This is a genomic window from Pedobacter sp. BAL39 (genome assembly GCF_000170795.1).
In the GTDB taxonomy this organism is placed as follows: domain Bacteria; phylum Bacteroidota; class Bacteroidia; order Sphingobacteriales; family Sphingobacteriaceae; genus Pedobacter.
Window position 1 is genome coordinate 60414 of sequence record NZ_ABCM01000015.1, and the last position, 19290, is coordinate 79703.

Consider the following 19290-nt stretch of genomic DNA (forward strand, 5'->3'; position numbering starts at 1 on the left):
TGATAAAGGTTTGTGTAAATAATGATAGCGGGCATTTGGTTGGCATGATATTTTTCATAACTTCGGCATATATTAAATTATAAAAAATGAGTTTAAAAGGTTATAAAGGCGTAATTTACGGAGATGCCGTTCAAGAACTATTTGAGCAGGCGAAAAAACATCAGTTTGCTTTACCGGCAGTTAATGTTACTGGTACAAACACAATCAATGCAGTAATGGAAACTGCAAAGGCGGTGAATTCTCCGGTGATGATCCAGTTATCAAACGGTGGCGCTCAGTTTTATGCAGGTAAAACATTAAACAACGATAATTTGAATGCGTGTGTGTTAGGTGCTGTTTCTGCAGCTAAACACGTTCATTTACTGGCAGAACACTACGGTGTTGCTGTGGTATTACATACTGACCATGCCGCTAAAAAATTATTACCATGGATCGACGGTTTGTTGGATCATGGCGAGAAGTTCTTTGCTGAGCATGGCAAACCACTGTTCTCCTCACACATGCTTGACCTTTCTGAAGAGTCAATCGAGGAAAACATGGAAATCTCTGCTAAATATCTGGAGCGCATGTCTAAAATGGGCATGACTATTGAAATCGAGCTTGGTGTTACAGGTGGTGAAGAAGATGGTGTGGATAACAGCGATGTGGACAGCTCTAAACTATATACTCAACCTTCAGAAGTAGCTTACGCTTATGAAGAACTGAGCAAAATCAGTGATAAATTCACTGTTGCTGCTGCTTTTGGTAACGTACATGGTGTATACAAACCAGGTAACGTAAAATTGCAGCCGATCATTTTGAAGAACTCTCAGGACTTCATCAAAGAAAAATACAGCCTTACTGCTGAGAAACCAATTAACTTTGTTTTCCACGGTGGTTCAGGTTCTTCTCAGGAAGAAATCAGGGAAGCCATCTCTTATGGTGCCATCAAAATGAATATCGATACCGATATGCAATGGGCATTCTGGGAAGGTATCCTGGGTTATTACCAAGGAAATGAGGCTTATCTTCAGGCGCAGATCGGTAACCCTGATGGCGAAGACAAACCAAATAAAAAATACTATGATCCACGCGTATGGTTGCGTAAAGGTGAAGAGGCTTTTGTGAAACGTCTTACACAAGCTTTCGAAGACCTGAACTGCAGAAACGCAAGTGATAAATTATAAAAACCTGTTTGGTTAACGAGCGCCGCAGGCTTTCCTGCGGCGCTTTTTTGTTTAATGACCTTATACGTCAGACAACTTTAATAATATCTCGCATCATAAAAAGTACAATCAATCTTATGGAAACATTACAAGTCATTAAAGTTGCAGACCAGGAAGAGCTGGAACGCGCATTTGCCATTCGCAAGATCGTCTTCGTAGAAGAACAAAACTGCCCGCCAGAACTGGAGTGGGAAAATGAAGAGGTATCTACACATTTCCTCGCTACGCTGGACAACCAGCCTTGTGGCGCCTGCAGGTGGCGCAAGACCGATGCCGGTTACAAACTGGAACGCTTCGCGGTACTAAAAGAATTTCGTGGCAGGCGTATCGGACAGGCACTGGTGGCTGCAGCTCTTGCAGACCTACCTTCGGATGCGGAATACATCTACCTCAATGCGCAGCTGGATGCGATGCCATTATATGCTAAATTCGGTTTTCAGTCAGAAGGAGAGCAGTTTGAAGAAGCCGGAATACAGCACTTCAAAATGGTTAAAAAAGCTTAAAGGAATACCCTTGAGGAGTAGGCGAGGGCCTCCTGCCATCGCGTGATGTTGAGCTGCATTGCAGCTCCTTTACCATTCAGATACTGGATCAGCTCTTCGGTGGCCAGGTTGCCGGTGAGGTCATCGGCAGCCATAGGGCAACCTCCATATCCCTTTATGGCACTGTCGAATCGCCTGCAGCCCAGTTCGTAGGCAGCGTCAATCTTCTCCAGTCTTGTTTCGGGGGTGCTGTGCAGGTGCAGTCCGATTTCTACTTGCGGATGATGCCTGAAGACCTCAAATAACACTGGTACCAATGACCTGATCTTCTCCGGACTGGAAACGCCGGTCGTGTCAGAAAGTGATAGTATGGTCACACCCGCTTCAACTAGCTTTCCTGCCCAATCTGTAACAATAGCAGGGCTCCACTCATCGCCATAGGGATTTCCGAATCCCATAGACAGATAAACTACTGCTTCCTTGTTTGCCCGGTCACAAATCTCCAGCATCTGCTTTACGGTATCAAAAGACTGTGTTATTGAAGCGTTTGTATTGCGTTGCTGGAAGGTCTCAGAGATTGAGAAAGGAAAACCTAGGTAAGTGATCTCCTGGTGCGTTGCCGCCTCCTGAACACCCTTTAAATTGGCTACAATGGCCAGGAGTTTACTGCTGGTATCGTTGAGCTCGAGCTTGGAGAGTACCTCGGCAGTGTCACGCAGTTGAGGGATGGCCTTGGGCGAAACAAAACTGCCGAAGTCAATGGTGTCAAAACCTACCTTCAGCAATTTGTTGAGGTAGGCGACTTTAATGTCGGTATCAATAAAATTATGGATACCCTGCATCGCATCACGGGGGCATTCAATAATTTTAACAGCAGGATTTTCTGCGGAAGAACCAGGGTTGACCTTATTCGATGGTGCGTTGCTCATTTAACTTTTCTTTAACGTAAGGGCGGATGATTAAACGGGTGCCGCGGTCGTAGCTGAAGTAGCTCCATACCCAGTTGACAAACACTACCAGTTTATTCCTGAATCCTACCAGGGTCATCAAATGTACAAACATCCAGGTAAACCACGCGAATACGCCCTGAAATCTGATTTTATGGAGGTCTACTACGGCGCGGTTACGTCCAACGGTAGCCATAGATCCTTTATCGCGATATTTAAAATTCTCCGTAGGTTTGTTTTCCATAATCTTCATCAGGTTTTCTGCAAGCAGTTTTCCCTGCTGAATGGCTGTCGGTGCTACTCCGGGATGTCCGTTCGGAAACTCTTCAGTGATCATTGCAGAGACATCGCCGATGGCGTATATATTGTGATAACCATCTACACGGCTGATCTCATTTACCTTTAAGCGGTTGCCTCTGACTACTACCGCAGGGTCCATGCCCTCAGGAATGACGCCCTTAACGCCGGCAGACCAAATCACATTTGATGCAGGAATATCGGCTTTGTCGCCCAGTTTAAGGATCTTACCGTCATAGCCAAGCACACGTGTGTTCGTCATCACAGTCACGCCAAGTTCCTTCAGGAAGTCCATCGCCTTCTTCGAGGCCTGATCGGACATGACGCCCAGCACCTCCGGCGATCCCTCCACCAGGTAGATGTTCACAAGGTCAATATTGAGCTCTGGATAGTCATTTTTAAGGATGTGTTTTTTGAGCTCCGCGATTGCACCTGCAGTTTCTACGCCGGTTGGACCACCACCCACGACCACGAAGTTGAGCAGTTGCTTTAGCGTCTGCGGATCTTCCTCGATCTGTGCAAGTTCCAGGTTCTGTAAAAAGAGGCTGCGTAGGTTCAGGGCCTCGGGAATCGACTTCATCGGCATGGCGTTGGCCTGTATTTCCTGCTGTCCGAAAAAATTGCTGGTAGAACCGGTCGCCAGCACAAGGTGGTCGTACTCCATTGTTCCTATGCTGGTACGGATGCAGTTTCTTTGGGTGTCCACGGCAAGGAGCTCTGCGACTCTGAAGGTCAGGTTCCGCTGTCCTTTAAAAATCTTGCGTAATGGAAAGGCGATGGATTCCGCCTCAAGTCCGCCGGTCGCCACCTGGTAGAGCAGGGGCTGGAATGTGTGGTAGTTGTGTTTGTCTACCATGACGACGTCTATGTCCTGATGTCTGAGTTTTTTTGCCAGCTCTATTCCACCAAATCCGCCTCCTACAATAATCACTCTGGCTCTGGAACCTTTCGGGAAGTTTTGATCCATAACTATTCGTTTTTCAAATATACATAACAAACAAAAAGGCACCCAAAAAGGGTGCCTTTCATTTATAATATGTTCGTCAACTTATTTTTTCTTACCCAGATCGATTACGATAGGGGTAGAAATACATAGTGACGAGTAAGTACCGATGATACGTCCGATCAACAGGGCGAAGATAAATCCTCTGATGCTGGCACCTCCGAAGATGAAGATCACCAATAATACAAAGAATACTGTCAATGAAGTCAGGATGGTACGGCTTAAGGTACTGTTCAAGGCAAAGTTGATCAATGTATTGCGGGCTTCGCCATGTGTATCTTCTTTACCGCTCTCTGCAAGTTTCTCACGGATACGGTCAAACACAACTACTGTCTCCGTCATGGTATAACCCATTACCGTCAGGATCGCAGCGATGAAATCCTGTCCGATCTCCAAAGAGAATGGAAGTACGCCATCCAGGATGGTGTAGAATGAAAGTACCAGTAATACGTCGTGGAATAAGGCGATTACCGCACCAAGACCGTAGTTCAGTTTCTTAAACCTCACAACGATGTAGATGAACATCACTAAGCAGGAGAACAAGATTGCACCGTAAGCACCGTAAACGATGTCACTCGCAATGATTGGTCCTACCTTCTCATTACTTTCAATGGTATATTTTACGCCAGTTTTTTCCAATCCGCTTTTCAGGGCATCTTCCACCAGTTTGTCGGCAGTAGTCTCCTGATCAGTGATGTGGTAAGTAGTGGTGATTTTTAATTCATTGTTTGCACCAGCAGTTTTAACGATGGTTTCTGACTCTGTAAAAACGCCGTCAAGCTTTGCTTTTACATCTTCAGTCTCCATGTCTTTATCGAAGTGAACGATATAGGTTCTTCCTCCTTTAAAGTCGATACCCAGGTTCAGTCCGCCATTTTTGAAATAGAAGATGAAACCAAGAACGATGATTATTGATGAAATGGTGTAATATACTTTTCTGTGTCCAACAAAGTTGAAGGCCATGTTTTTGAATGCATGGATTGTCATTTTGTTACCGAAAGTGATGTCAGATTTTCTCTCAATCAGGTAATCAAATACCAGACGGGAGATCAATACTGCGCAGAACAGTGAGGAAAGGATACCGATACAAAGTGTCGTTGCAAAACCCTGCACAGGTCCTGAACCGAAGATGTAAAGGATCACACCCAATACCAATACTGTTACGTTGGAGTCAATGATGGACGACATCGCATGTTTAAATCCTTCTTTGATCGCCAACGGTGTAGGTTTACCCAGGGTAAGCTCTTCACGCACACGTTCGAAGATCAGGATGTTCGCATCCACCGATAAACCGATAACGAGTACGATACCTGCGATACCAGGCAATGTCAGTACGGCGCCCAGTGAAACCAGGATACCCATGATGAAGAATAAGTTGATCACCAATGCAAGGTTAGCTACCCATCCGGCTTTGTTGTAGTACAGCGCCATGAAGATGAGGATCACGACAAACGCAAGGACGAATGAAAGTAAACCATTGTGAATCGCTTCCTGACCCAGTGATGGACCGACAACGAACTCACCAACGATTCTTGCAGGTGCAGGAAGCTGACCAGCTTTAAGGATGTTGGCCAAATCCTGTGTATCATTTACAGTGAAGCTACCAGTGATGGAAGAGATACCGTTAGGGATTTCATTTTGAACAGTAGGCGCAGAGTACACCATGTTGTCCAGAACAATAGCGATTGCTTTTTTATTGCTCGCATCAGCAGATGCTGCAGCAGTAATGCCTTTCCACTTCGCAGCGCCGTCGCCGGTCATGTACATCGTTACTTCCGGGCGACCTTTCTGATCGTAGTCCGCACGTGCATTGCTGATCGCAGCACCACCAAGATCGGGTTTACCATCAGTAGAGGTTACCTTGATGGCATACAATTCGAAAATCTTAGCTCCGCCGGCAACACCCGTTTCCATTGGTTTAACACCCCACATGAATTTGAAGCTGTGTGGAATGATCGATGCGATCTCCGGTCTTGCGAAGAAAGCGTTCACCTTAGCCGTATCTTTTTGCGCTACCCATCCAACAACCGGACCCGGACGCAATGAAGTCTGTCCGTTTTCAGCCTGATAAGTAGGGATGTTCAATACAGCGAACAATGGGTTGGATTTTGCAAGCTCCTGAGTTTTTACAGCAGCAGAATCTTTGCTGTCTGTAGATTTCGCCAGGCCGGCAAGTTTACTTTCAGATTTTGCAGCAGTGTCAGTTCCGGCAGCAGCAGTAGCAGCAGGTGCAGTAACTTTTAATACTGAAGCCAACGTTTTGTTGATGTTCTCCATGGTAGAGTACACCTCTTCGTTGTTGTATACCTGCCAGAACTGTAATTCTGCAGATCCTTGTAATAATTTATGAACCCTTTCTTTGTCCTGCACACCTGGCATCTCGATCAGGATGCGGTTGGTACCTTCCTGTTTCTGCATGTTCGGGCTTACGACACCGAAACCATCGATACGGCTTCTGATGATGGTGAACGAACGGTCGATTGCGGTGTTGGCATGTCCTGAAAGGAATGTCTTTACTTCTGCATTGGTTGCATTTGGTTTTAATAACGATGCGTTGTCCTGATTAGCGAAGAAGTCTGCCAGTTTACCATTCGGCGAAAGTTTTTCATATTCCGAAACAAACAAAGCCATGAAGTCTTTACCTCCGGCGTTTAATTTTGTTTGTGCTTCCGACAGTGCTTTGTTGAAGTTAACATCATCGGTATTTCCTGCCAGTGATTTTACCAGCTCACCCAACGAGATCTCCATCGTTACGTTCATACCGCCCTTAAGGTCAAGCCCCAGGTTGATTTCTTTGCCTTTACAGAACGCATACGTATATCCAAATACAGGATACACTTGAACTGTAGCCATGGAATCCAGATAAGCCTTTTCTTTGGCCGGATCTCCCTTAGCGTAAGTCTTTGCGTCTTTTTCAACCTTCGAAGTGACGAAGTTGAAAGAGAGAGAATACACACAGACAATACCTAATAGTATTGCCATAAATTTAATAAAACCTTTACCCTGCATTTGTTTTGTAATTATTAGTCTATATAGCTATATATTTTTTTAACAAGTCGGCAAATCTAATTATTTTTTTAAATAATAGGCCACCTTATTAAAGTTTTTATTAGGGGGCTCAACTATTTACGTTCGAACGTGATAAATGTATAAGCCACCGTATTTTTTTCATCTGGAAGGTGCGCTTCCCTATGAGTTTCGAGCCATTCTTCCTCACTAAATTCCGGAAAGAATGTGTCGGCCTCATAGCTGCCCTCCACCTGGGTGACATACAGCCTGTTTGCAAGTGGGAGCGCGTGTTTGTAAAGTTCGGCACCACCAATCACAAAAACCTCTTTTTCCTCCATGCAAAGTGCAATGGCTTCAGTTAAGCTGGTGAGTACTTCCGCGCCCGGAATCTCCAGTGCCGCATTTCTTGTAATCACAATATTACGTCTGTTGGGTAACGGTCTTCCTATAGAGTCGTAGGTTTTTCTGCCCATGATGATGGTATGTCCTGTGGTTGTGTTTTTAAAAAACTTCAGGTCTGCCGGCAGGTGCCACAGCAGCTGATTGTCCCTGCCGATGCCATGGTCTTCAGCAAGTGCTACAATGATGGAGACGATCATACGGCAACAGCACCTTTAATGTGCGGATGAGGATCGTATCCTTTCAGCGTGAAATCTTCAAATTTAAAGTCGAGCAGGTTTTTAACCTCTGGGTTGATCTCCATCACCGGTAAGGGTCTGATGTCTCTGCTGAGCTGCAGTTTGGCTTGCTCGATGTGGTTGTTGTAAAGGTGGGCGTCGCCGAAAGTATGGATAAAGTCGCCATACTCCAACCCGCATACCTGTGCCACCATCATGGTGAGCAATGCATAAGAAGCAATGTTGAAAGGGACGCCCAGGAAGATGTCTGCACTGCGCTGGTACAGCTGGCAGCTCAGCTTGCCGTCGGCCACATAAAACTGAAAAAAAGCATGGCAGGGAGGAAGGGCCATCTCCTCAATGTCGGCCACATTCCATGCCGATACAATAATTCTTCTTGAGTCCGGGTTGTTCTTGATGGTATTGACAATCTGGCTGATCTGGTCGATGTGCCTGCCGTCAGGAGTTGGCCATGAGCGCCATTGGGATCCGTAAACAGGACCCAGGTTCCCATTTTCATCTGCCCATTCATCCCAGATCTTCACGCCGTTGTCTTTCAGGTATTTGATGTTGGTATCCCCGCTTAGAAACCAGATCAGTTCGTGGATGATAGATTTCAGGTGCAGCTTCTTGGTGGTCACCATCGGGAAACCTTCCTGAAGGTTAAACCGCATCTGGTACCCGAATACACTGATCGTTCCCGTTCCCGTGCGGTCGTGTTTCTGTGTGCCATGGTCAAGCACATGCTGCATTAAATCTAAATATTGTTTCATGTAATTGCGCTTCTTGATTGCTCGCCGTCAAAATTAAGCATTTCCGGCTTAAGTATCTCCAAATAATACCGGCTATCCTGAAATCATATCGGATGGCATATACATTCGTTTTTGTAAGTTTGCAGCAGATAGACAAAAGAACACACAGATGCTTGCATTCGCCAATGCCAAAATCAACCTCGGACTGCATGTTACGGAAAAACGTGCCGACGGATATCATAACCTGGAAACGGTTTTTTATCCCGTTAGAGTATATGACGTCATCGAAATCCTCGACGCAACGCATACACATTGTACCATCAGCGGAATTGACATCCCGGGGGATGCGTCAGATAACCTGTGCATGAAGGCCTATCAATTGCTTAGCGACGACTTTCAGCTGCCACCCCAGCACATCTGCCTGCTGAAAAATATTCCCATCGGCGCAGGCCTTGGCGGTGGTTCTGCGGATGCGGCATTCCTGATCCGGCTGCTCAACACAAAATTCAATCTTGGCCTGTCGGATGACAGTATGGAGGATTATGCGCGTCAGCTGGGGGCTGATTGTGCCTTTTTTATTCGTAACAAGCCTGCCTATGCTGTGGGGAAGGGTGATGAATTTTCTCCGCTGGAGCTCGATCTGTCAGATTATTTCATCGTGCTCGTCAAACCTCCGTCACATGTGTCTACCGCAGATGCTTATGCAGGCATAAAACCCGCCGCCCCTGTTACATCGGTAAAAGATTTAATACATTTGCCTTTAACTGAGTGGAAGGCAGTACTGAAGAACGATTTTGAAGATTCCGTATTTGCCAGGTATCCGGAGATCGAAAGCCTGAAGAACAAACTCTATGCATTGGGAGCTGATTATGCAGCGATGAGCGGCAGCGGATCCTGTGTGTTTGCCATCTTCAGACAACCAGTCAGTCTTCGGGAGCTTGAAATGGACAATAAAGTGTTTTATAACGTTTAAGGAATATGGAAATCAACCTGATTAGAAAAAACGATAAATTTAATTTTGAGGCCGAAAATAGTACCGGATTCAAAGTGGAACTCGATGCAAAAGCGGAGATCGGTGGAGAGGGTAAAGGCTTCAGGCCGATGGAAATGCTGCTGATCGGCCTGGGCGGATGCAGTGGCATAGACATGGTCAATGTACTCACAAAGCAAAAAGAACCTCTTGATGATGTGAAGATCCGCATCAATGCCAGCAGAAGAGATGAGGAGATGCCTCCGATATTTGATGTCATTGACATTCACTTTGACCTTTATGGTGCGCTGAACCAACAAAAGGTGGAAAGGGCACTGAACCTTACTTTTGAGAAGTACTGCTCCGTATCCAACATCATCAGCCGCTCGGCGACCATCAATTTTACATACACCATTCACTAGATATTACAATGCAAGAAGAGAATTTCGAAACCCTGGCCATCCGTTTGCAAGCCGAGAGAACCCATTTTAAAGAGCATTCTGTACCCCTGTACCTCACTTCGAGTTACAAGTTTGACGATGCGGAAGAAATGAGGGCGCTGTTTGCCAATGAGAAAGAAGGGAATGTTTACAGCAGGTACGCAAATCCGAACACGTCGGAGCTGATCGACAAGATGGCCATCCTGGAAGGAGCGGAGTCAGGTTGGGTAACGGCAACAGGTATGGCTGCAATCTTTACCACCTTTGCAGCTTTTCTAAAGTCGGGCGACCATGTCCTGTCCAGTCGCTCGGTATTCGGTTCTACACACCAGCTGCTCAACGGCATCTTCCCGAAATGGGGGATTTCCTATACCTATGCGGACCTGGACCAGCCCTCACAATGGGAAAATGGCATCCAGGAAAATACAAGGATGATTTTTGTGGAAACACCATCAAACCCTGGAATAGACATCATCGACCTGGAGTGGTTGGCAAAGCTGGCGCAGAAGCACAATGTGCTGATGGTGGTCGACAACTGTTTTGCAACACCTTACCTGCAGCAGCCGATCAAACTTGGCGCGGATATCTCGATCCACTCGGCAACGAAATTTATTGACGGACAGGGCCGTACACTTGGCGGCGTGATCCTGGGATCTCAGAAGCTGATTGCGGAGATCGAAGCTTTCGCAAGGCATAGCGGACCTGCAATGTCGCCTTTCAATGCATGGTTGCTCTCTAAAAGTCTGGAGACGCTTGCGGTGCGTATGGACAGACATTGCGAAAATGCGCTGAAGGTAGCGCAGTTCCTGGAGGCACAGGAAAAGGTAAAAAAGGTGATGTATCCTTTTCTTCCTTCTCATCCTCAGTATGAAATCGCTAAGAAACAAATGAAACAGGGTGGAGGTATTGTAACCCTTACCATCGATGGTGGTGCTGAGGCTGCAGGCGCCTTCATGGATAAATTGAAGATGTTCTCGATTTCGGCAAACTTGGGTGATACCCGGTCTATTGCGACGCATCCTGCAACCAGTACCCATTCCAAGTTGACGGAAGAGGAAAGGCTGCAGGTGGGTGTGGAACAGGGCACCATCCGTTTATCCATCGGACTGGAGCATATCGACGACATCATCGCCGACATCCGTCAGGCACTCAGCTAATGTAATCGCGATCTTCATCGCTCAACTGTTTATTCCGGTCCCCGGGCTCATCCCGGGGATCAAATTTTGGGTCATAGGTACCCACTGTCACTTTGGGCCTTCCTGCCCAGTATCCCAGTATAAATCCCACAAAAGTACACACCCCAATCACGACGAGCTTGGAGATTTTCTGTTCCACGAAAATGAAATCGAAATCTACAGCGTCGGTATTCATCATCAGGAAAATGGTGATGAGCACGGTGAAGGCAATGATAAAAATGGTTTTGGTGCGCATGAGCTAAAGGCTAAAGTTTAAAATTAATTCTAAGATAGGATTTTGATGGTAAATTCTGTTGACAAACACAACTCTCGCGCCAAACTCCATCAGTGCATCATAGCGGAGCGGGTTGATGTCACTGCGCAGCTCAAAGCCGAAAGTTTTGGGTTCTCCGATGTTGGTGTCTTTGCCGATGTTCTCGTAATGGCTGAACAATGTTCCCCTGACGTTGCGGAGGTAACCCAACGGTCCGACTTCCAGATCCGGAAAGGCAATCGGGAAACGGTAGTTCAGCAGCAGGGTGTTTTTCAGGAGGCTGTATGCGGGGATGTTGCTGTAACCATACACCGCATTGATCTGCCTGTCGTACGCCCTGATGCCGGAGCTCTCCTGATAATTGAAATTCACCAGCAGAGAGTGGTTTCTGGCAACTCCCGGAAAGTAGGCGAAAGCCTCCGCTGAGAACAGGTTGCCGGGAAGCTGCGGATCAAAAGGCTGATGCAGGTAACTGAGTCGAAGGATTTGTCCCCATTTGGGCGCTATATCTCGCTCAGAAACGCGTTTCGTATGACTCATGGTCAGTTGATACTCCAGCGGAAATTTAAGGCTTGTAATGTAATTTTCTGGCATCTGCTCAGCGAGGTACCTCCGGGTGTAACTGGTGGAGGTCCTGAAGCTGAACCCGTAGTTGTGGTCGCCGGCATTGAAATTCAATGGGACAGAAGCTTCAAGCTCGACATTGTGCTCGCGCCATTCGCCGTTGACGATCCTTCCGTCGTCGGCCGCGTAGTAGGTCTGGCGCGGGCGGTTGCGGTAGGTGGTGCTGATGATGGGGTAAAGCTTCTTGAAGATGAAGCCACCCTCATACTCAAACCGGCCGAGGTCCCGGTAGTAGTTGACGCCGGCAAAAGTGCTCATCGTATTGAGCAGGTTGTCAGAGTTCAGCTGCAGCCCTCCACGGTACTCGTCTTCGAAGACCGGCACGATGGAGTGGACCCTGAAAAGATGCTGCAGGTCATGGTAAGGTTTGGAGGTAAATGTGCTGTCTGGAATGTGGTCAAATACGTTGCCTGTATTCTCCTGTTTTTCGGTCTCCTCACCGAAGTAGACAAAGCCTGCTTTACCTATCGGTCCGGGGACTATCTGGCTTTGCGCAATCTCATATCCGCCGAGGCTGTAATTGTTGAAAACGATGTGCTGCTGGTCGGCAGTTGGAGTCGCGTTGAAAGCGCCGTATTTAGAAGCGCTCAGAGCGCTTATCTTTTGCTCGCCAGGTACTATGTAGTAAATGTTATCGATACCGTTGTAGTGAGCGTTAAATGCGATTCCCTGGGAAACATAAATTGGTCTGCTCAACTGCTGGTTGGAGGCTGCGATGATCTGTGTCATTTTGCCGGAACGTTCTACCGTCATGAGCGACTTGCCGGCTTCGCTCACGGCAACGAAGACCACCTGGTTTTTGTCGGTCCTGAAAGCGGGGGTCTGAAGGATGAGGTTGTACGGGTTTGGGTAGGTGTGGGTGATGGTGCCGCTGGCAGCGTCGAGCTCCACCAGATTGCTTTGGTTGTCGAGGCCGATCTGCACGGCAACAATAGTTTTTCCGTCAGCAGAAAGTGAAGGGGAGAAGAGCCTGCTTTTGGAGCTCAGCTTCTTCATCTTTTTGTACTTCATGTCGTAGCTGCAGATGATACTGTAACTCCGCTGACGATACCTCGGATCGTAGCGGATTTCATCCCATACGATGATGCCATTAGCGTAGCTGAACCAGGGCTGTTCCTGGGGGCCAATGCCGATGATGTTGCTTTCCTTCTGGTCGGCATCAATCCGGACAAAATGTGGTGCAGCATCCTTGCTCTGTTTCAGGCTGAGCAGTGCTCCGTCTTCCAGCCTGACCGGAAGGAAGTAACTCGTGGCCACAGTTGACTTCCCGTTCAATGCCGGATAGTCGGTCGTGTTCATTTCGGATGCCTGACGTGCCCACTCTTTCTTGAGTACCTCGGTTGTATTGCGGAACCACTCCTGACTTCCCTTGCCACTAAACTTTTTCAGGCTTCCGGAAAAAGGGTAAGGCCGGAAGGGCCGGCGCTGAATGTCGGTCAGCACACTGTCGAAAACTGACCGGCCCTGCTGCGCCCGGATGTTGGCACTCATCAGGTAGCCGAACTGGTAGTACCCGGGGGTAAGGTCTTTCTGCGATCCGAAGTTCTGCTTGCTGTAACTGTAGCTTTTTCCTTCGAGCAGTTGCGTCCGGTAAGGCATGATCCATGAGGGCTGTCTGCCGCGTCCCGCATGCGTAAGTGCAGTCTCGGTACTGACAGCGTCTCCCTCGAAAAACCAGATGGGGATACTGGCCCCAAACCAGGCCAGGTAAACCTCCTCCGGAAAGGGCTTCGGGCGACCGCTTGTGAGCTTGTCAAATTGGGCTACATGACGGAGCTCATGCACCGCCAGGTTGTTGAGCCAATCCTGGCTGTCAAACTGCTGCGGGGGGGTGGTGTAAAACTCGGATTTTTTTGGTCCCAACTGGACGAAGCCGTTGGCCACTACGCCACGGTTCTGCAGCAGGATGGGGATAGTCGTTTCCCCCCGGCCGATGCTTGCGCCGACATAAGGGTAGATGTGCCGGATGGTATTGGTCATTCGCTGTGCCTCTTTTTCCATCTCCTGGGGATAGATGATCTGGAAGCCTGAAGCATTGATCTGCCTCCATTTTACACTAAGTGGGTTTTGTTCTGCATTGAAAATCTGTGCAGCAGCATGATGTGAAATTAAACTTAATGCTGATGATGTTATAATGCTGATTATCAGTTTTTTGTTTTTGTTATATAGACTCATTAATTACGCTTGCTAAAATAATTAGTATTTCGTTTTTGTAGTTTATGATTTTAATTAATTACATATTTTAGTTAATGATTGTAAGTAATTGATTTACTGATATTATTGTGTTTTGTATTGCTAGACTGGTTTAACTGTTTTTTATGTTTAATGGATTTATTTAGCTCCTTTCAGTACCTTCTCGTGCACAATGCTTGATGTTAGCTCAAGTATTACATTAAATACACTAATTCATCAATAAATATCAAGCCAGAAACAACCGTTTCACCGTTGTGGTATGTCAAATGTAACATAATTTTTGAGCTTTTCTTTACCCCTACCCTAATTGTTTTTGCATCAATATTGGGAGATTTTATGAAGAAATGATCCTGAATTTCTTCAGGTTTTTATCGTTAAATTCAGGTTTTTTTTGTCCGGTTAGCGCTGAGTTTGATTGCTTTTTTGAAGTTTTTGGAGGGTATATTTCGACGCTGTTTTCTGATTTTTAGGGGTGGTTTTTGTGCTGCTTTTGCTGCGTTTTAGTTTAGCGTTCTGTGCTGGTTTGTGGTTCTTTTTTACCTCGCTGTCTGGCAACTTTGGAAGTGTTTTTTAATTTGCATTTGAGTCTTTTTCCTCAGTTTTTTTGCTTGTGATCAGTCGGGTTTTACCGTGTTTTTGCATGGCATTTGTCGATGGGTTTTGGTCTTTTTACTCAGTTTTCTCGACTTGTTGTCTCTTTTTTTAAGGTGACTCGGTTGCAGTTTTGATGCGGAATTCGGGAAATTTCCGAGGATTTTTGGTCCTGGAATTATGTGATTTTGGGCGTCGGAGTTAGCGCTTTTTTACCCGAAGATGGAGGGGGATTGCACTTAAAATGTAAGCTATTTCAGTTTGATGAGTTGATGTTTTTTTGCTGATTGCTGTGACAATACTGTTTTTTTGCCTTGGTTTTTTCTCATTGTAATGACGGTTTGACCTTGCGGTTTAATGCTCTTTTTCGTCCTGAAGTATCCTTTTCTTTCTAATTTGTTGTGTCTTATAGACTACTTTTTTCACCCGGATTTAATAATTTTAGGAGCCTGTTTTGCTTATTTTTTGTAATGATTATATAACTTTTAATGCTCGCTCCGATGGTTTTTCTAAGAGACAAAAGGGGGGGTAAGAATTTTCCCACCGTTTATGATCCGACTTTTTATACCAGATCCGGGAATCTGGTGTTGGTCGTAGTAAGGTTTTTATTCTTTGTAGGCGTCGTTTTCTGTCCTGGTTTTCGATTTGAAGGTCACAAAATGTCGAAGATTTATTTATCCTCCAGGTGAATGTCAGGCAACTTCTTACCTTTTTTCGCTCTATTCTCTGATAGATCTGATGCTTTAGTAGGGGATAGATTGCTTGATATTTGAGCATAAAAAATGATTTCCGGTCTTCTTATTTTGTTTCCGAACACTCAGTCTTGTCCTTTTTTGAGTGTGTATGTCAGACTTTTTAATGTGGTTTTGCGGATGTTTTTCTGTTTTTTAAGGCGCTTCTTCCCTGCATCGGGTGGTTTTATGAGCTCTTTTTAAGCTTCTCTGGCGTCTTTTTTCTTATCCTGGATGGCATTTTTTTGAGTGGTGGCTCCTTGTTTTTGACGGTTTTTTTAGGTCTCCGCACCCGCTTCTTTCCCATTTGTTCTAGTTGATGTTTCTGATGGAGAATACTGCTTTTTTATGCGCCGTCGAGGCCAAAATAAATTGAGTTTTGGCTTCTTTTGCAATAGGGGAATGTGTTGGTCTGGTTGGATTTTATAGGTGGAAATACCAAGCCATTTCTACAGTTTTCTTTGCCCTTAGCTGGGATGTTTATGATGTACTGCCGCTTTTTTTTTGTTCAGTGAGGGGGTTTTTTGGAAGTTTTTCAGGTGTGAAATCTCTGGTGGATTCGATTGTTTTAATCTTTCTGATCAGCTGGTTTTTGGCAGCAAATACAAGGAGCTGAAGCCTGTATCTGATAGCTATAGGAGTCTGTGAAATGCATTGAAAATATATGGTAAATCATCACAGATAAAGGTGTATTTTGGGGGTTGATGATGTAGCAATTCTAAGCCCTGAACCGGCAATAAATCAGTTCAGATTCCGTCGCTTTTTGTAGATGGGATAGCCGAAAACTGAGCCGATAATCAGGGTGGCGCCGAGGTAAAAACCGAGCGACATTTGCTCCTTTGTGCCGAAGAAAATGAAGGCCATCAGGACCCCATAAACGGGTTCCAGATTGGTGATAAGTGCTACGCGAAATGCGGACAAAGTGCGCATCACAGACACCCCTGCGACGTAGGCCAAAGCAGTGCATATGGTGCCTAGAATCATCAGCCAGATCCAGTCATTTACAGCCAATGTAAAGGTTTCTGAAAGTAAGGAATGATCGAATAAACGGTATAGCGAAATCCAGAAAAAAGCACCAGCCATCTCATAAAATCCAATGATTTTGGGCTCACTTTTCTGTACCAATGTGGAGTTGATGATGGAGAATAAACTGGAGGCTAAGGCCGACGAAAGGCCTAAAATGATACCCCATGTATACTGTGATTCGAATTTAAAGATCAAATAGATGCCTAGAATGATCACAAGCCCAATTACGACATCTGGTATCAGAATCTTTTTTTTCTTGATCAGAGGCTCTAATATTGCGGTAAAAAGTGTGAAAGAGGACAAACAAACCAGTGTAACCGATACTGTTGACACCTTTATGGCATGAAAAAACAGGATCCAATGGATGGCCACAATGCTTCCGGTAAGGATAAATTGGATAAGCTGGCGCCTGGAAACACGTAAGCTGGTCTTGCTGAAAAGAAAATAAAGCAGTAATGTCGAGGTCGCAATCAGTACCCGGTACCACACGAGTTGTATGGCGTTTATTGAAATTAATGCGCCTAAGATCCCGGTAAATCCCCAGATAAAAACCGTGAAATGGAGGATCAGCAGGTTTCTTTTGGTGACTGAAGCATCGGGTGAATTGGTAATGTTCATGGCTATTTTGGGGCCTTCTTCAAGAGATAAAAGCCAAGGATTCCGAAGATAATGGTGGGCATCAGCACCGCGAGAAGCGGCGGAAACTCGCCTTTCAGTGAGAACATTTTCGCAAATTGATTAAATACGATATAGGTAAAACTCAGCAGGATGCCTATTCCCAGGGGTAAGCCTACGCCTCCACGTACCTTTCTGGACGATAAGGCTACGCCAATCAAGGTTAGTACATACGCTGAAAGTGGGTGCAGATACCGTTTGTACCGCTCAAAAAGTAGGTCATTCATGATACCTGAACCTCTTATTTTTTCCTTTTTGATTTTGTCCGATAGCTCCTGATTGGATAGGTTTTCAAAGATGTTATCATAGGCAGAGAAATCGTCAGGGCGCATGTCCAGTATAGTGTCCTTCGTCTTGCCGGCCCCGTTTGTCATGGTTTCTTTTAGGCCCTTGATGTCCCGGATGGAGTAGTTTGTGAGCTTCCATGACCGTTTCAGGGAGTCCCATTTGATCTCATCGGCGACAATCTTGCGGGTCATTTCATCCCCGTTGAAGTTGTCTAATGAAAATTGAGCTCCTGTTTTATTCTTATTGTCGAAGCTACGCATATATATATAGGTGCGTGCATCAAGCTTCATATGGATGTCGCTTTTGCTGCTTGGGTCATTTTTCTTTACGTATGTGTTTTCAAACGTGTTTTTAAGGGTGTTGGTGTATGGCAACACATAGAGATTGGCACCCAGGTTTGCTGCAAAGATGATCGATGCGGAGATGAAATAAGGCAGCAGAAAGCGGTTAAAGCTCACTCCACCGCTTAATATCGGCACAATTTCCGTCTGGTCAGCCATCTTTGCGGTAAAGAAAATTACTGCAATGAAGTTGATCAGCGGTGAAAGCATGTTCACGTAAAAGGGGATGGATCCCGCATAATATAGCGATACCACCTGCCAGAATGTAAGGTTGTTGCTCAGGAAATCGTCCAGCTTCTCGGATAAGTCAAATATCACAATGATCACTACAAAGAGTGTCAGCGTATATAAAAACGTACCCAGATACTTGCTGATGATGTACCAGTCAATAATCTTTATTCTTCCCTTGATTAGATTCATCTATAATTTGTTACCTAATATAGTGACCATTTTGTTCTTCCAGGCGTAAAACTCACCGCTGATGATCTTTTCTCTCGCAGTTTTTACCAGCCACAGGTAAAAATGAAGGTTGTGTAAGGTGGCAATCTGCGCGCCCAGCATCTCCTTAGAGTGCATCAGATGTCTCAAATATGCTTTTGAATACACCTGATCGGCATGAAGGTCGCTGTCTGCGTCAATAGGCGAGAAGTCGTTCTCCCACTTCTTGTTACCGATGTTGATGATGCCATTCCTGGTGAAAAGCATGCCGTTGCGGGCATTCCTTGTAGGCATTACACAGTCGAACATATCAATACCCAATGCAATGTTTTCAAGGATGTTGATCGGCGTTCCCACGCCCATTAGATAACGCGGTTTCTCGTCTGGAAGTATGTTGCATACGACCTCCGTCATAGCGTACATCTCCTCCGCAGGCTCCCCTACAGACAGTCCGCCAATGGCATTTCCCTCACGGTCCATGCTGGCAATAAACTCTGCAGACTTCATCCTGAGGTCTTTATAAACTGATCCCTGAACGATAGGGAATAACGTCTGGTCGAATCCGTATTTAGGGGTAGTGCTGTCAAAACGGGCACAGCAGCGTTTTAACCAGCGGTGCGTCATATTGATGGAGTTGGCCGCATATTTATAGTCGCATGGATAAGGGGTACATTCATCAAATGCCATGATGATGTCTGCACCAATGGTACGCTGGATGTCCATCACATATTCAGGCGTAAACAGGTGTTTGGATCCGTCGATGTGCGAGCGGAAAGTCACGCCTTCTTCCTTAATCTTTCTTACTTTACTCAGTGAATAGACCTGGTAACCTCCGCTATCCGTAAGAATGGGACGGTCCCAGCCTATAAATTTATGTAATCCGCCGCCCTGTTCAATGATGTCAAGTCCCGGTCTAAGGTATAAGTGGTAGGTGTTTCCAAGGATGATTTTGGCATCAATGTCTTCCTTAAGCTCGCGCTGATGCACAGCTTTCACCGTTCCGGCGGTGCCTACCGGCATAAATATAGGAGTCTGAATGTCTCCGTGATCGGTTGTAACTACGCCGGCTCTTGCCTTCGAATGTGTATCTTTTGCCGCTAAGGTAAATTTCATAAATCTGTATGCTCCACTAAAATCTGCCAAAAATAGGAAAATTCGCGCGATTAACGGGCTTAAATTTTTATCAACAATAACATACATTACAGATTAAAA

At 45.8% G+C, this 19290-nt stretch carries 15 protein-coding genes; 5 read left to right on the forward strand and 10 right to left on the reverse strand.

The features are described 5' to 3' along the window. Window positions 1-86 precede the first annotated feature (86 nt). Together fbaA and PBAL39_RS17580 are read left to right on the forward strand one after the other, a co-directional pair. The gene (gene fbaA, locus PBAL39_RS17575; protein WP_008244020.1) at window positions 87-1166 is read left to right on the forward strand and encodes a class II fructose-bisphosphate aldolase; all 1080 of its coding nucleotides are present in this window, start codon (window positions 87-89) and stop codon (window positions 1164-1166) included. A 116-nt stretch (window positions 1167-1282) separates the two neighbouring features. After that, on the forward strand, window positions 1283-1708 hold the full coding sequence (locus PBAL39_RS17580) for a GNAT family N-acetyltransferase (protein ID WP_008244022.1): 426 nt from the start codon (window positions 1283-1285) through the stop codon (window positions 1706-1708). On the opposite strand, the gene PBAL39_RS17585 is transcribed toward PBAL39_RS17580, so the two are convergent. The 5 genes from PBAL39_RS17585 to PBAL39_RS17605 all read right to left on the reverse strand — a co-directional run bounded on the left by PBAL39_RS17585 (window position 1705) and on the right by PBAL39_RS17605 (window position 8333). After that, window positions 1705-2616: a hydroxymethylglutaryl-CoA lyase gene (locus tag PBAL39_RS17585; protein ID WP_008244024.1), complete on the reverse strand. Its 912-nt coding sequence runs from the start codon at window positions 2614-2616 to the stop codon at window positions 1705-1707. The two genes, PBAL39_RS17580 and PBAL39_RS17585, sit on opposite strands and share 4 nt — an antisense overlap. Then, window positions 2594-3898 (reverse strand): NAD(P)/FAD-dependent oxidoreductase, encoded by a 1305-nt coding sequence (locus PBAL39_RS17590; RefSeq protein ID WP_008244026.1) that lies wholly within the window; start codon window positions 3896-3898, stop codon window positions 2594-2596. Before PBAL39_RS17590 ends, PBAL39_RS17585 begins: the two co-directional genes overlap by 23 nt. An 81-nt stretch (window positions 3899-3979) precedes the next feature. Continuing rightward, complete coding sequence (gene secDF, locus PBAL39_RS17595; RefSeq protein ID WP_008244028.1) at window positions 3980-6943, reverse strand: protein translocase subunit SecDF; 2964 nt, start codon at window positions 6941-6943, stop codon at window positions 3980-3982. 113 nt (window positions 6944-7056) lie between these two features. After that, window positions 7057-7542, reverse strand: a complete 486-nt coding sequence (locus PBAL39_RS17600; protein ID WP_008244029.1) for a dihydrofolate reductase — start codon at window positions 7540-7542, stop codon at window positions 7057-7059. Further along, the gene (locus PBAL39_RS17605) at window positions 7539-8333 is read right to left on the reverse strand and encodes a thymidylate synthase (RefSeq protein ID WP_008244031.1); all 795 of its coding nucleotides are present in this window, start codon (window positions 8331-8333) and stop codon (window positions 7539-7541) included. The genes PBAL39_RS17600 and PBAL39_RS17605 overlap by 4 nt, the downstream gene beginning before the upstream one ends. 148 nt (window positions 8334-8481) lie before the next feature. On the opposite strand from PBAL39_RS17605, the gene ispE reads away from it, so the two are divergent. The 3 genes from ispE to metZ are packed head-to-tail and all read left to right on the forward strand — an operon-like array spanning window position 8482 to window position 10879. Further along, the gene (ispE, locus tag PBAL39_RS17610) at window positions 8482-9285 is read left to right on the forward strand and encodes a 4-(cytidine 5'-diphospho)-2-C-methyl-D-erythritol kinase (protein WP_008244033.1); all 804 of its coding nucleotides are present in this window, start codon (window positions 8482-8484) and stop codon (window positions 9283-9285) included. A 5-nt stretch (window positions 9286-9290) separates the two neighbouring features. After that, window positions 9291-9704: an OsmC family protein gene (locus PBAL39_RS17615; protein ID WP_008244034.1), complete on the forward strand. Its 414-nt coding sequence runs from the start codon at window positions 9291-9293 to the stop codon at window positions 9702-9704. An 8-nt stretch (window positions 9705-9712) separates the two neighbouring features. Further along, entirely contained in the window at window positions 9713-10879 is a 1167-nt protein-coding gene (gene metZ / locus PBAL39_RS17620; protein ID WP_008244036.1) for an O-succinylhomoserine sulfhydrylase, read from the forward strand. Here metZ and PBAL39_RS17625 read toward each other — a convergent pair. From PBAL39_RS17625 to tgt, 5 genes are all read right to left on the reverse strand, one after another. Beyond that, window positions 10872-11153, reverse strand: coding sequence for a LapA family protein (locus tag PBAL39_RS17625; protein ID WP_008244037.1), 282 nt, complete (start codon window positions 11151-11153; stop codon window positions 10872-10874). The two genes, metZ and PBAL39_RS17625, sit on opposite strands and share 8 nt — an antisense overlap. 3 nt (window positions 11154-11156) lie before the next feature. Beyond that, window positions 11157-13970, reverse strand: coding sequence for a hypothetical protein (locus PBAL39_RS17630; RefSeq protein ID WP_008244038.1), 2814 nt, complete (start codon window positions 13968-13970; stop codon window positions 11157-11159). A 2081-nt stretch (window positions 13971-16051) separates the two neighbouring features. Next, window positions 16052-16954 (reverse strand): DMT family transporter, encoded by a 903-nt coding sequence (locus PBAL39_RS17645; RefSeq protein WP_008244043.1) that lies wholly within the window; start codon window positions 16952-16954, stop codon window positions 16052-16054. A 2-nt stretch (window positions 16955-16956) separates the two neighbouring features. Next, a complete protein-coding gene (locus PBAL39_RS17650) occupies window positions 16957-18060 on the reverse strand; it encodes an LptF/LptG family permease (protein ID WP_008244044.1) in 1104 nt (367 codons plus the stop codon). After that, complete coding sequence (gene tgt / locus PBAL39_RS17655; protein WP_008244045.1) at window positions 18061-19191, reverse strand: tRNA guanosine(34) transglycosylase Tgt; 1131 nt, start codon at window positions 19189-19191, stop codon at window positions 18061-18063. It abuts the gene before it with no gap. Window positions 19192-19290: the final 99 nt, after the last annotated feature.

Coding starts and splice junctions, on each gene's coding strand:
- PBAL39_RS17630 (WP_008244038.1), bottom strand. CDS start 13,970: ATGAGTCTATATAACAAAAACAAAAAACTGATAATCAGCATTATAACA.
- PBAL39_RS17625 (WP_008244037.1), bottom strand. CDS start 11,153: ATGCGCACCAAAACCATTTTTATCATTGCCTTCACCGTGCTCATCACC.
- fbaA (WP_008244020.1), top strand. CDS start 87: ATGAGTTTAAAAGGTTATAAAGGCGTAATTTACGGAGATGCCGTTCAA.
- PBAL39_RS17650 (WP_008244044.1), bottom strand. CDS start 18,060: ATGAATCTAATCAAGGGAAGAATAAAGATTATTGACTGGTACATCATC.
- PBAL39_RS17590 (WP_008244026.1), bottom strand. CDS start 3,898: ATGGATCAAAACTTCCCGAAAGGTTCCAGAGCCAGAGTGATTATTGTA.
- PBAL39_RS17585 (WP_008244024.1), bottom strand. CDS start 2,616: ATGAGCAACGCACCATCGAATAAGGTCAACCCTGGTTCTTCCGCAGAA.
- PBAL39_RS17645 (WP_008244043.1), bottom strand. CDS start 16,954: ATGAACATTACCAATTCACCCGATGCTTCAGTCACCAAAAGAAACCTG.
- PBAL39_RS17600 (WP_008244029.1), bottom strand. CDS start 7,542: ATGATCGTCTCCATCATTGTAGCACTTGCTGAAGACCATGGCATCGGC.
- ispE (WP_008244033.1), top strand. CDS start 8,482: ATGCTTGCATTCGCCAATGCCAAAATCAACCTCGGACTGCATGTTACG.
- PBAL39_RS17615 (WP_008244034.1), top strand. CDS start 9,291: ATGGAAATCAACCTGATTAGAAAAAACGATAAATTTAATTTTGAGGCC.
- secDF (WP_008244028.1), bottom strand. CDS start 6,943: ATGCAGGGTAAAGGTTTTATTAAATTTATGGCAATACTATTAGGTATT.
- PBAL39_RS17605 (WP_008244031.1), bottom strand. CDS start 8,333: ATGAAACAATATTTAGATTTAATGCAGCATGTGCTTGACCATGGCACA.
- PBAL39_RS17580 (WP_008244022.1), top strand. CDS start 1,283: ATGGAAACATTACAAGTCATTAAAGTTGCAGACCAGGAAGAGCTGGAA.
- tgt (WP_008244045.1), bottom strand. CDS start 19,191: ATGAAATTTACCTTAGCGGCAAAAGATACACATTCGAAGGCAAGAGCC.
- metZ (WP_008244036.1), top strand. CDS start 9,713: ATGCAAGAAGAGAATTTCGAAACCCTGGCCATCCGTTTGCAAGCCGAG.